Raw genomic sequence first — 13,095 nt, forward strand, 5'->3', positions numbered from 1 at the left:
GAGCCCATGATCACGCTGCCGCCCTGGGACCCGTCCGCAGCGGACGGTCCGACCCTGGACGCCCTGCGCGCCCGGGCCGAAGCGGTCGCCGGCACGCCCTGGCCGGTGCCGCGCGCCCGCGACTACGCCCGGTACTTCCGCGACGGCGACCGCGACGCCTACGAGCAGCTGATCTGGGCCCGCGACCAGCGCCTCAGCCGGGCCGTCGCCCTGGCCGCGGCCACCGGCGAGCAGGCCTGGCTCGACGAGGCCGGCGACGGCATCCAGCTGCTGTGCGAGCAGAGCGGCTGGAGCTGGCCCGCCCACGACGACACGTTCGCCCGCCACGGCGCGGTCGTGCCGACCGTCACCGACCCCTACCTCGACCTCGGCGCGAGCGAGATCGCGGCCCAGCTGGCGTGGGCCGACCACGTGCTCGGCGACCGGCTCGACGCCCGCGTGCCCGGCCTGCGGGCCCGGCTGCGGCACGAGGTCGACCTGCGGGTGCTGACCCCGTTCGAGCGCCGCCGGGACTGGCACTGGCTCGGCCTCGACGGCCCGGTCGGCAACTGGACCCCGTGGATACACGGCAACGTGCTGGTCGCCGCCACGCTGGAACACGACGCAGTGCGCCGGGACCGCCTGGTCGAGCTGGCCGTCGCCGGGCTCGAGCGATACGTCGGCGCACTGCCTGACGACGGTGCCGTCGACGAGGGGTACTCCTACTGGTGGAACGGCGCCGCCCGGCTGCTCGAGGCCCTCGACCTGCTCGACCGGCCCGTCACCGGCAAGGTGCGGGCGACGGTCGCGTTCCCGCACGCCGTGCACCTCGGCGGCCCGTGGTACCTCAACCACGCCGACGGCCAGGCCCGCCCGACCACCGACCAGCCGTGGGCCGTGCTGCACCGGGCCGCCCGCCGGGCTGGTGACGGCGAGGCGGAGGCGCACGCGGCCGCGCACCGCGTCCCCGGCGGCCCGGTCGCGCACGAGCGGGAGGGCCTCGGCCGCCTGCTGCGGGCCCTGACCGACACCGCCTGGCGGGACGCCGGGCCCCGTGCCGCAGTGCCTCGATCGGACGTGTGGTTCCCGTCGACCCAGGTGCTGATCGCCCGCGACCCGACCGGGCTGACCCTGGCCGTCAAGGGCGGGCACAACGGCGAGCACCACAACCACAACGACGTCGGCAGCGTGGTCGTCGCCCTGCGCGGGGTGCCGGTGCTGGTGGACCCGGGCCGGCCGACATACACGGCGCAGACGTTCTCGCCGCGGCGCTACGAGCTCTGGATGATGCAGAGCGGCTGGCACAACACCCCGGTGCCCGGCGGCGTGTTCCAGGAGGCGGGCGTTGCCTTCGCCGCGGCCGACGTGGCCGTGGAGGACTCGGGGCTGTCGCTGGAGCTCGGCGGGGCGTATCCGGGCGGCCATCGGTGGCGTCGCACGGCGCGGCGGGAGCGAGCCTCCGGCCGCGTCACGGTGGTGGACGTATGGGAACTCGCGGGCGGTGGCGGTACCACCGAGATCCGCTGGATGATCGCGGGCTCCGTGCGGGCGGAGGACGGGCGGGCCGAGATCGACGCCCTCGACGGCGCCGGCACCGTCGTGCTGACCTGGTCCCCGGCCGCGCCGTGCGCGGTGGTCCGGCGCGACCTCGACGACCCGATGCTCAGCGACGTGTGGGGCGAGCGGCTGCACCGGCTGGACATCGACGTCACCGGGCTGGGACCGGTCGGTACCCTCGAACTGACCATTGAGGAGCTTCGGTGAGCACAACGGACAACCGCGGGCCGCTGCAGGTGGAGCGCCGCACCCGGCTGCTGGAAGTGTTGCAGCGGCACGGGGTGCTGCGCATCTCCGACCTCACCGACACCCTCGGCGCGGCCGCCGTGACCATCCGCCGCGACATCGCCCAGCTGGCCTCCGAGGGACTGGTCCGCCGGGTCCACGGCGGCGTCGCCCTGCCCGACACCGACGACGTCGCGGTGGCGGCCGAGGACCCCGCGGCCCTCGCCGCCGGCCGCACCCTCGGCATGCTCGTGCCGTCCCTCGACTACTACTGGCCGCACGTCGCCCAGGGCGCCGAGGAGGCCGCCCGCGAGCTGGACATGCGCCTGATCCTGCGCGGCTCCTCCTACGACGCCGGCGACGACCGCCCGCAGCTCACCCGCCTCGTCGACCAGCTGGCCGTGGACGCGCTGATCGTGACACCGCGGATGAACGCGCCCACGGCCCCGGCCACGGTCGCCTGGCTCGTCGGCACCGGCCTGCCGGTCGTGTTACTGGAACGCACGGCGACGTTCGGCCCGCACCACGAGGTCCTGGAGTCCGTCGTCACCGACCACGCCCTCGGCGCCGCCATGGCCGTGCGGCACCTGGTCTCCCTCGGTCACCGCAAGGTCGGCGTCGTGGTCGCGGAGAACAGCCCGACCAGCCCGCACGTCCTGCGGGGCTGGCAGGAGGCGGCCGCCGAGTGCGGGCTCGACATCGAGTCCACGGTGGACGCCGCCGTGCCCGACGCCCGCACCCCCGAGTCGCCGGCCGCGCTGGACACGGTCCTGGAGTACTGCCTGAAAACCGGGACGACGGCGCTGCTGGTGCACGCCGACGCCGAGGCCATCGCGCTGGTCCAGCGCTGCGAGGAGCGCGGCCTGTCCGTCCCCGGCGACCTGTCCGTCGTCGCCTACGACGACGAGGTCGCGGGCCTGTTCAGCCCGCCGCTGACCGCGGTCCGCCCGCCGCGCCGCTCGATCGGCCGGGCCGCCGTCCGGCTGATCGCCGACCGCCTGGGCGACCCCGACCGCCCCGCCCACCGCGTCGTCATCAGCCCCTCGCTGCGCATCCGTGGCTCCTCCGCGCCGCCGACCCGGCAACCGTGACATTTGTCCCGCTGATTTCACGACGAACAGGCCCATCATGAGTGGTGTCTGGATGCGAACGTGGAAGGCGTGACAATGACGGCAGATGTGGTGCGGATCCGGCCACCCATGCATCGGGTCAGCCCGCGCGCCCTGTGGTATTGGGCGGCCAGGGCCGCGGTGCTGTGGATCGTGCTGATCGTGCCCCAGGTGATCTGGTGGTTCGCCGACGATGGCGGCCGCCTGCCCCACCTGCTCGTCGGGGTCGCCTGGCTGGTCCTCGCGGCCGCGCACCTGCTGGTGATGCCGCAGTGGCGCTACCGGGTGCACCGGTGGGAGGCGACCGAAACCGCGGTGTACACGCAGACCGGCTGGATCAGCCAGGAGCGGCGGATCGCCCCGATCTCCCGGGTGCAGACCGTCGACAGCGAACGCGGCCCGATCGAGCAGCTGTTCAAGCTGGCCAACGTGACCGTGACGACCGCGTCCGCGGCCGGCCCGATCAAGATCGACGGGCTGGCCGCCCAGGACGCCGACCAGCTGGTCGCCGACCTGACCACCCGCGTCGGGCGGACCACCGGGGACGCCACGTGACCACCGCGCTCGGCCCGGCCGAGGACACGGCCGCCGCCGACGCCGGTGGCGGCTGGCGCCGGCTCAGCCCGCGGATGCTGGCCGTGCACCCGGTGATGGAGCTGCGGCGGCTGATCTTCCCGCTGATCGCGGTGCTGATCGGGCTGCGCACCAACAACGGCGGCGAGGGCGGCTGGTGGGCCCTGGGCATCGGCGGCGTCGGCATCGCGCTGGGATTCCTGCGCTACTTCACCACCTCCTTCCGGATCACCCCCGAGTATGTGCAGGTACGCCGGGGCCTGGTCCGCCGCCGGACGCTGACCGTGCCCCGCGACCGGATCCGCACCGTCGACGTCACCTCGCACCTGCTGCACCGCGTCTTCGGCCTGGCCCGGGTCACCGTCGGCACCGGCCAGACCGACAAGAAGAACGACGGCGTGAAGCTCGACGGTCTCAGCGCCGCCGCGGCCGAGAACCTGCACCGTGAGCTCCTGCACCGGCCCGCGCCGGTGTCCGCGGCGGCCGCCGCCACGGCCGCGCCCGCACAGCCGGTTCCCGAGCAGTTGCTGGTCGCCCTGCGCCCGGCCTGGATCCGCTACGGCCCGTTCACCCTGTCCGGCCTGGTCGCGATCGGCGTGCTGTTCGGCCTCGGTTCCCGGCTGGTCAACGAGAGCCACGTCGACCCGACGAAGGTCGGCGTCGTCCACGACACCATCGACTACCTGCGGGAGCGGCCGCTGCCGGTGGCGATCCTCCTGGTGGTGGCCGGGGTCATGGTGTTCACCGCGATCGCGTCGACCGTCGGCTACGTCCTGTCGTTCTGGAAGTTCCGGCTCAGCCGTCACGAGAGCGGCACCCTGCACGTGCGGCGCGGCCTGCTCACCACCCGCAACACCACCATCGAGGAGCGCCGGCTGCGCGGGGTGGAGCTGAGCGAGCCGCTGCTGCTGCGCTCGGTGCGCGGGGCCCGGGTCCTGGCCATCGCCACCGGCCTGCGGGTCGGCCGCGGCGCCGACCGCGGCGGCTCGGTCCTGCTGCCACCGGCCCCGCGCGCGGTCGCGGCCGACGTGGCCGGCACCGTCATCGGCGACCGGGACCCGCTGAGCGTGGCCCTGACCCGGCACGGCCGCCGCGCCACCGTGCGCCGGTTCACCCGGGCCGGCACGGCGAGCACGATCGTGATCCTGATCGTGCTGGCGTTCGTCCTGCTCGCCGGGGCACCGTGGTGGGCGTTCGGCACGGCCCTGGCGCTGCTGCCGCTCGGCGCGCTGCTGGCCTGGGACCGGGCCGGCGCCCTCGGCCACGCCCTCATCCCCGGCTGGCTGGTCACCCGGCACGGCAGCCTGGTCCGCCGCCGCTACATGCTGCGCACCGACGCCGTCATCGGCTGGAACCTGACCACGTCGGTGTTCCAGCGCCGGGCCGGCCTGACCACCCTGGTCGCGACCACGGCCGGCGGCGCGCAGCGATACGCCATCCTCGACGTCCCCGACGCCGAGGCGATCCGGGTGGCCCGCACGGCCGTCCCCGACCTGCTGGAGCAGTTCCTTGTCTGAACCCGAACGCATCGTCAGCGCCACCCGGGACATCGCCGCCCCGGCCGCCGAGATCTTCGAGCTGATCGCCGACCCCGCCCGGCAGCCGAGCTGGGACGGCAACGACAACCTGCACGAGGCCGCCGCCGGCCAGCGCGTCCACGCCGTCGGCGACGTCTTCGTCATGACCCTCACCCGCGGCGGCGTCCGCGAGAACCACGTCGTCGAGTTCACCGAGCAGCGCCGCATCGCCTGGCGCCCCAGCGAGCCCGGCCAGGCGCAGCCGGGCCATCTGTGGCGGTGGGAGCTCGAACCCCTCGACGCCGCCACCACCCGCGTGACCCACACCTACGACTGGAGCCGGCTCACCGACGAGCAGCGCATCCCCAAGGCCCGGTCAACGACCGCGGACAAGCTCCAGGCCTCCCTCGACCGCCTGGCCGCGCTTTTGAACCGGCCCGGGGGCGGGTGACATCAATGGGGTGAGATGACCCAGGGAGGCGGGGCGCGGTGCGCGGCGACCGGGAGCACGACTACGTCGAATACGTCCAGGCCCGGCTGCCGTCGCTGCGGCGGGCCGCCTTCCTGGTGCTCGGCGACTCGGACCGGGCGGACGACGCCGTCCAGGACGCCCTGGCCGTGCTCTACCGGCGGTGGGGGCAGCTCGGCGCGGTCGGCACTCCCCCGATCACCGTGGCCGCGTGCGGGCCGCAGGAGCTGGAGCGGCCGGGCGGGGTCACCGGCGCCGACCCCGGGGACCGCTACGTCATCGGCGTGACCGGCCAGCGGGACGCGCCCCGGGCCATACTCTGGCGCGGCACGACTGCCGTGCTGCTGCCGGACTCGTTCGTGCCGCTCGCCGTGAACGTGTCCGGCCTGGTGGCCGGCTTCAGCGGGCCGGACCGGCACGGCCAGGAGCGGCAGCAGCGGCCGATCGTGTACGACGGGACCCGGCTCGTCGCGCTGCCACTGCCGCAGAGCGCGGCCGGCGGGGTGGCGTACGCGGTGAACGGCCACGGCGAGGTGCTCGGCACCGTCACCCGTGCGGACGGCTCGTGGATCGCGGTGCGGTGGCGCACGAACGGGGGCATCGCGATCACCGGGACCGTCGACGGGGCCAGCGGCCTGGGCCTCACCGACGACGGCGTGGCGGTCGGGTTCGCCGGAGGGCAGCAGCCGGCCGCGCAGCGCTGGGACGCCGACGGCCACGCCGTCGCGCTGCCGCTGCCGGACGGGGTCGAGTCCGCGACCGCCCGCGCGGCCGTCGGCGACTGGGCCACCGGCGACGCCACCCAGCCCCAGGGCGACAGCAAGGGCGACCCGCTCACCACGGCGGCGGTGCGGTGGAACCTGCGCACCGGGTCGGCCGAGCTGATCCCCGGCATCAGCGGCGCCCGGGTCAGCGCCACCGGGACGGTCGCCGGCCTCACCGACACCGGGGCCCCGGCGGTCTGGCGGGACGGCCGCATCCAGACGCTGCCGTTGCCCCCGGGCGGCGCACGCGCCTCCGTGGCCGGGCTGACCGACGACGGGCACGTGGTGGTCGGCGACGTGGAGCTGCCGACCGGCACCGCGGCCCCGAGCGGCGGCGACCCGGTGGCCGCCGACGGCACCGTCCCGGTCCTGTGGGCGAACTGCTGACTGGGCCGAATGCTGACGGGACCGATCGCTGTGAGCGCTCACAACAGCGGTTGACGACCTATCGGGGGGCACCTATGTTAACGGGCACGAAACACTCGGCGGAACCGGAAGACCTGACCCACCATGACGGAGCGGCTGTTCGGCGTGCAGCGGCATGAGCGGCTGCTGAGTGAGCTGCGGCGGTCCGGGTCCGTGCGGGTCACCGAGCTGGCCCGGGAGCTCGGGGTCAGCGAGCTGACGATCCGGCGCGACATCGCCCTGCTGGCCGAGCGGAACCTGGTCACCCGGGTGCACGGCGGGGCCACGCTGCCCAGCCAGGCCGCGGCCGGTGACCCGCCGCGGCGCAACGGGCGGCCCGGGACCCGGTTCACCATCGGGATCGTCGTGCCGTCGCTGGACTTCTACTGGCCGCCGATCGTCGCCGGGGCCCGGGCCGCCGCGGCCGCGCTCGGGGTGACGCTGCAGCTGCGCGGCTCGTCGTACGACCCGGACGAGGACCGGCGCCAGATCTCCCGGCTGGTCGAGGGCAACCAGGTGCAGGGGCTGCTGCTCGCGCCCAGCCTGGACGCGGAGATGATCGACTGGATCGGGCGGCTGCCGGTGCCGACGATCCTCATCGAGCGCCAGCCGCACCGGTGGACGGCCACGCCGCGGCAGCTGGAATGGGTCCGGAGCGACCATGCACTCGGGGCCGAGATAGCGGTACACCATCTGCATCAGCAGGGGCACCGGCGGATCGGGCTCGTGCTGTCCCGCGGCAGCCCCACCTCCGAGCATCTGCTGCAGGGCTGGCGGTCGGCGTGCGTGGAACTTTCCATCGCCGACACGATGGTCGTGCGCGAGTCCGTGGCCCTGGCCGCGCGGGAGCATCGCCGCATCATCCGTGACCTCCTCGCCGAGTGCCGGCGGGCGCTGATCACGGCGCTCATCGTGCACAGCGACCCCGATGCGATGTCGGTCGCCCAGTTCTGCGCGGAGCACGGCGTGGCCATCCCCGACGACCTGGCCCTCGTCTCCTACGACGACGAGGTCGCGCACCTGGCCGAGCCGGCCCTGACCGCGGTCCGCCCGCCGAAGCACCACGTGGGCCGGCTCGCGGTCGAGCTCATGGTGTCGCGGCTGATCGACGGGGACCGGCGCCCGTCGCAGCGGGTACTCGTCGCACCCGAGCTGGTCGTACGCCGCTCGTCGCTGTCACTGGTGCGCAAGCCCGGCATGTTCGATTCTGAACGTTGCTGAACTCCTGCGTTCGGCTCGTGGCGCGACCGGCCCGCACTCGACTTCGATGGCGCTCAGGCATCGATGGTTGTGGAACGGAGAGAACCATGCACGCACGAAGGCGCCGCACGCTCACCGCCACCCTGGCGGCGGCCCTGCTCACGGCCGGTGCGCTGGTCGCGGCGGCCGCCCCCGCGCACGCGGCCACCAGCGACTTCCGCGGGGTCAACTGGGCCGACCAGCGGGACAACTTCGTCAACGACACGCTCGTGCTGGGCGGGCTGAGCACGTCCGACAGCTACGCGACGACGCAGGCGAAGGCCAACGGCATCCTGACCGGCTTCCAGAACAACCTCGGCGCCAACACGGTCCGGATGCCGGTGAACTACCCGACCGTCTCCGGCTCCTACTGGAACAGTTACACCGGCGCCATCGACGCCGCGACGGCCAAGGGCATGCGGGTCATCCTGAGCTACTGGGAGGCCGACAACTCCCGGGACGGGCTCGTCGACAACACGACCCAGTTCTGGTCGATGTGGGCGACGATCGTCGGCAAGTACCAAAGCAATGGCAATGTGTACTTCGAGCCGATGAACGAGCCGCACGGGTACAGCGACGCCGACTGGAAGAACGTCGCGGCGCAGTGGCTGTCCAACTACCCGGGCGTGCCGCGGGGCCGCATCATCGTCAGCGGCGCCGGCTACAACCAGCGGATCACGACGATCGGCGACGACAGCCGCTTCGCCGGCACCCTGATCTCGCGGCACACCTACCAGTTCTTCGACGCCGGCCGCATCACCGAGGACGCGTGGCGGGAGAGCCTGCGCACCAGCATCGGCGCCTACGCGAGCCGCACCCTCATCACCGAGTTCGGCGCGCCGATGACCGACGGGCGCAACTACGACGCACCGTCCACCTCGGACAGCTTCGTGGCGTTCATCCGCGGCACCGCGGCCGAGGCCCGGGCCCTGGGCATGGGCACCGTGTACTGGCCCGGCGTCCGCATCGCCGACCCGTACCGGCTGCAGGAGATCACCGGCAGCGGCACCAGTCTCGGCCTGTCGACGACCAGCGCGTCGGGCCGCGACCAGCTGCGCTACTCATGGGGCCTGGACGGCGGCGGCAACGCGACGCTGACGCATTACCGGGTGACGAACCGCAACAGTGGCCGGGTGATGGACGTCGTCAGTTCGTCGGTCGCGAACAGTGCCGAGATCAAGCAGTACGCGAGCAACGGCGGCGCCAACCAGAAGTGGGCCTTCGAGGACGTCGGCGGCGGCTACGTCCGCGTCGTCAACCAGTACAGCGGCAAGTGCCTGGACGTGGCGAGCGCCTCGACCGCCGACGGGGCGAACATCGTCCAGTACACGTGTACGTCGGGCAGCACCAACCAGCAGTGGAAGTGGCAGGCCAGCGGGAGCTATTTCCAGCTGATCGCCCGGCACAGCGGCAAGTGCCTGGACGTGGTCGCCGCCGGCACCGCCGACGGCGTCGACATCTCCCAGTACACCTGCAACGGCGGCAACAACCAGCTCTGGTCCCGCGCCGCCGCCTGACCTCCACGCCCGACCGCCAATTGATTGCGATAACAAGCCCCTGAGGTGATCACTTGAAACGTCGTACCCTGCTGTCCGCCGCAGGCGCCGCCGTCGCCGGTGCCGCGTTGCCGCGTCCCGAGGACGCGTTCGCCGCCACCTACGCCGGATACGTCATGGCGTACTTCACCGAGTCCCCGACCATGGCCGCCGCGAACTACGGCCTGCACCTCGCCGTGAGCGCGGACGGCCTGAACTGGACCCCGCTCAACCAGAACAGCCCGGTCGTCACGCCGACGCTGGGCAGCAAAGGCCTGCGCGACCCGTTCATCCTGCGCAAGCAGAGCGGCGGCTTCGTCGTGCTCGCCACCGACCTCAACGGGACCGACTGGAACTACCAGAGTCAATACATCCACGTCTGGGACTCCACCGATCTGCGCACCTTCAGCGGGTACCGGCTCCTGAAAGTCCACTCCCTCGCCACCCACGCCTGGGCCCCGGAGGCCTATTGGGACGCCGGCCGCGGCCAGTACGCGGTCGTCTACTCGGCCGTGACCGGCGGACACAACGTGCTGATGGTCAACTACACGAGCGACTTCGTCACGGCCTCGAGTCCGCAGACGTTCTTCGACCCCGGCTACGACGCCATCGACGGCGACTTCGTCAGCGTCAACGGCGTCAATTACATGTACTTCAAGAACAACACCAACAGCACGCTGCTCGGTACTCGCTCAAGCACGCTGAACCCGGGAAGTTTCAGTATCTACACGAGCGGCATCGGCCCGGGCCGGGGCGTCGAGGCGCCCCAGATCGTCAAGTCGAACACCGCCAACACCTGGTACATGTGGGGCGACACGTGGAGCCCCAACGGCCGCTTCTTCTGCTGGCAGACCTCCGACGTGGCCAGCGGCTCCTGGAGCCAGATCAACGACCGCGCATACACCCAGCCGCTCAACTCCAAGCACCCGGGCATCACGCCGATCACGTCAGCCGAACTGTCCGCGCTGACTTCGAAGTGGGGCACGCCGGCCTGGAACCGGATCAAGTCCTACAACTTCCCGGACCGCTACATCCGGCACGCGAACAACGTCGGACGCATCGATTCGTATCCGTTCGACCCGTACCAGGACCAGCTCTGGACCTTGGTTCCCGGCCTGGCCGACTCGTCCGGCGTCTCGTTCCGCTCGGTCAACTATCCGGACCGTTACCTGCGACACTACAACTACGCGCTGCAGCTGGCGGCGAGCGACGGCACGGCCGCGTTCAAGGGCGACGCGACGTTCTACAAGGCGGCGGGCTTCGCGGACTCGTCGTGGACGTCGTTCCGCTCGTACAACTTTCCCGACCGGTACCTGCGCCACTCGAATTATGTGCTGCGCATCGACCCGATCACCAGCGGCTCGGCGACGACCGACAAGCAGGACGCGACCTTCCGCATCGGCTATTGACGGCCGTGGTGGCCGGGCTCACGCGCCGAGGCATTGGCCGGCGACGATGATCTTGGGCGGCCGGCAGGTCGGTGACGCCTCGACATCCTCGTGCACGGACGGGCTCGTCGTCACGCCCGCCGCCGGGCCCATGCGCACGGTGACCGTACCGCCCTTCGCGATCGGCTCACCGGCGCCGGGGCTGGTACTGAGCACCACCCACGCCCGGTTCGACCCGTCCGTCCGGCTGTAATCGATCTCCGCGACCAGTCCGTTGGCCTCGATCTTGCGCTTCGCGTCCTGCTCGCTCAGGCCGACGACGCCGGGAACGGAGACGGTCACCGGCTTGTCCGCGCCCTTCGTCGTCTTCGAGATCACCGGGCTTTCGGCCGCTCCGTCCGGCACCGCGGTGACCGTCACCGCAGTGCCGGCGGTGGAGCTGGCAGCGGCCCGGCTCTCCCCCGGCGGCGGGAGGTTGACGTCGATACGCTGCGCCACCACGTACGCCGCGAGCGCACCGGCCAGGATCGCCAGCCCGACGACACCGGCGTTGACGGCCTTCCGGCGCAGTCCGCGGCCGACCCGGGCCGGCAGCGACGACGGCACGGGCGACCGCGGCGCTTTCGTGCGCGACGTGCTCGTGCGCGACGTGCTCGTGCGCGACGTGCTCGTGTTGGGCGGGCGGTGATCGGCTGTCCGCTCCCGTTGCGGCGGCGGCTCGGGGTTCGGCGTCCAGACCGGCTTCACGCGCCCGGTGGCGGCGGCGTCGGCGACCGGCGGTGCAACCGGGCCCCCGGCCGGAGGCGGCACGTATCGCGGCGGCACGTGCGGCAACGGCGACGACGGCTGTGATGGCTGTGATGGCTGTGATGGCGGGGTGGGCTCCGGTGCCGGCGGGCTCGGTTCGACGACCGGATACTGGCCCGTCTGGTAGAGCCGGCCCCGTGTGCGGTCGGGCGCGGCCCGGCCGTGCGTGGTCGGGGCCGGACCGGGCGTCGACGCGGCACCGGGCGCCGGGGTCGGCCACGACGCCGAACTCGGGCCGGACGCCGCGGCCGGGCGAGGCGAGGACGGCGCGGGCGGTGTTTTCGGCGGGGACGGCCGCTGGAGCGACCCCAGGGCGCCCTCGGCGACCACGATCTCCGGCTGTTCCGTGACGGTGGGCGCGATACCCAGGGACCGGTGCAGCATCGTCGCGACCAGCGGGATCCGGCTGCCGCCGCCCACCAGCACGATGCCGTGCACGTCACCGTGCGACAGGCCGCAGCGGTGGATCAGCGCCGCGGTGGTCTGCACGGTCCGCTCCACCAGCGGTTTCGCGAGGGCCTCGAACTCGTCGCGGGTGAGCTGAGCGTCGACGTGCAGGGGCGCGGGCATGTGCAGTACCACCGCCGGGGCTCGTGACAGCATCTCCTTGGCCACCTTGGCGTCGTTCCAGAGCATGCGCCGTTGGCGGAGCGCGTCGTCGTCCTGGCCGTCCGTCAGCCGCGACCACAGGGCCGGGTCCTGCGGCGCGTGGCGCTCGCCGATCCAGCGGACGACGGCCGCGTCGATGTCCAGGCCGCCGACGTCGGGGAGGCCGTCCGTGCCGGCGACGGTGAAGCCGGCTCCGTCGCGCACGAGGACAGCCGCGTCGAAGGTGCCGGCGCCCAGGTCATACACGACCAGCGCCCGGCCCGGGCTCGCGGGCCGGTCCAGCATGGTGGTGAAGGAGTGCCCCGCGGCGACCGGCTCGGTCACGTACCGCACCGGGCCGCCGCCCAGGTCGTTCAGGCCCGCCGCGGCCGCCGCCGCGGCCAGGACCTGCCGGCGCGAGGCGGCCCACGCGGCCGGGTGGGTCACGGCGGCCGTGATCGGACCGTCGCCGGCCACCCGGCGGGCCTCGGCGGCGACGTGCCGCAACACCGCGGCGAAGAGCTCGGTGACGTCCACCTCGCGGGCCCCGAGCAGGACCGTCAGCTCGTCGATGTGCTGCTTCGGGTTGGAGGCCAGCGCGGCGGGGTCGAACCGGGCGTGGTGCAGCGCGTCGCCGCCGACGACCAGGGCGCCGCCGGCGGTGGCGAACACGGCCGAGGGCAGCAGCGGGGACGCGTCGAACAGCAGCGGGCGGACGCGGCCGTCGGGCCAGCGCATCAGGGCCACCGTGTTGGAGGTACCGAAATCGATCCCAAGCCCGAAAGCCGTCGACATTGCGCCAAGGTAGGTGCGTTGTGCGGGTACGGCTCGTGGGGGGGGGGGGCGGGGGGCCCGCCCCCAACACAGGGGGTTTGTGGGGGGTTGGGGGGGGGTGGGGGGGGGTTTTCTGGGGGGTGGGGGGGGTGGGGATGAACGCGGC

10 protein-coding genes are annotated in these 13,095 nt (G+C 73.0%); 9 read left to right on the plus strand and 1 reads right to left on the minus strand.

All coding sequences use genetic code 11. From position 1 onward, the window contains the following. The first annotated feature begins 6 nt into the window (after nt 1–6). The 9 genes from ACIA8L_RS55430 to ACIA8L_RS55470 all read left to right on the plus strand — a co-directional run bounded on the left by ACIA8L_RS55430 (nt 7) and on the right by ACIA8L_RS55470 (nt 10,781). Nucleotides 7–1,743 carry a heparinase II/III family protein gene (locus tag ACIA8L_RS55430; protein ID WP_395918231.1) on the plus strand — a complete coding sequence of 579 codons (1,737 nt, stop codon included), beginning with the start codon at nt 7–9 and terminating at the stop codon, nt 1,741–1,743. After that, nucleotides 1,740–2,852: a substrate-binding domain-containing protein gene (locus tag ACIA8L_RS55435; RefSeq protein ID WP_395918233.1), complete on the plus strand. Its 1,113-nt coding sequence runs from the start codon at nt 1,740–1,742 to the stop codon at nt 2,850–2,852. Before ACIA8L_RS55430 ends, ACIA8L_RS55435 begins: the two co-directional genes overlap by 4 nt. 75 nt (nt 2,853–2,927) lie before the next feature. Further along, nucleotides 2,928–3,425, plus strand: a complete 498-nt coding sequence (locus ACIA8L_RS55440; RefSeq protein WP_395918247.1) for a PH domain-containing protein — start codon at nt 2,928–2,930, stop codon at nt 3,423–3,425. After that, nucleotides 3,422–4,960, plus strand: coding sequence for a PH domain-containing protein (locus ACIA8L_RS55445; protein WP_395918235.1), 1,539 nt, complete (start codon nt 3,422–3,424; stop codon nt 4,958–4,960). Before ACIA8L_RS55440 ends, ACIA8L_RS55445 begins: the two co-directional genes overlap by 4 nt. Next, entirely contained in the window at nt 4,953–5,411 is a 459-nt protein-coding gene (locus ACIA8L_RS55450; protein WP_395918237.1) for an SRPBCC family protein, read from the plus strand. The genes ACIA8L_RS55445 and ACIA8L_RS55450 overlap by 8 nt, the downstream gene beginning before the upstream one ends. A gap of 38 nt (nt 5,412–5,449) precedes the next feature. Beyond that, nucleotides 5,450–6,580, plus strand: coding sequence for a hypothetical protein (locus ACIA8L_RS55455; protein WP_395918239.1), 1,131 nt, complete (start codon nt 5,450–5,452; stop codon nt 6,578–6,580). Nucleotides 6,581–6,703: 123 nt separating this feature from the next. Beyond that, a complete protein-coding gene (locus ACIA8L_RS55460) occupies nt 6,704–7,819 on the plus strand; it encodes a substrate-binding domain-containing protein (protein ID WP_395918240.1) in 1,116 nt (371 codons plus the stop codon). Between the two features lie 86 nt (nt 7,820–7,905). After that, on the plus strand, nt 7,906–9,354 hold the full coding sequence (locus ACIA8L_RS55465; RefSeq protein ID WP_395918242.1) for an RICIN domain-containing protein: 1,449 nt from the start codon (nt 7,906–7,908) through the stop codon (nt 9,352–9,354). Nucleotides 9,355–9,407: 53 nt separating this feature from the next. Beyond that, entirely contained in the window at nt 9,408–10,781 is a 1,374-nt protein-coding gene (locus ACIA8L_RS55470; RefSeq protein WP_395918244.1) for a glycoside hydrolase family 43 protein, read from the plus strand. An 18-nt stretch (nt 10,782–10,799) separates the two neighbouring features. Here the strand turns inward: ACIA8L_RS55470 and ACIA8L_RS55475 are convergent, their stop codons facing one another. Then, nucleotides 10,800–12,950, minus strand: coding sequence for an Hsp70 family protein (locus ACIA8L_RS55475; protein ID WP_395918245.1), 2,151 nt, complete (start codon nt 12,948–12,950; stop codon nt 10,800–10,802). Nucleotides 12,951–13,095 lie beyond the last annotated feature (145 nt).

The organism is Dactylosporangium sp. NPDC051541 (assembly GCF_044454505.1).
GTDB lineage: Bacteria > Actinomycetota > Actinomycetes > Mycobacteriales > Micromonosporaceae > Dactylosporangium.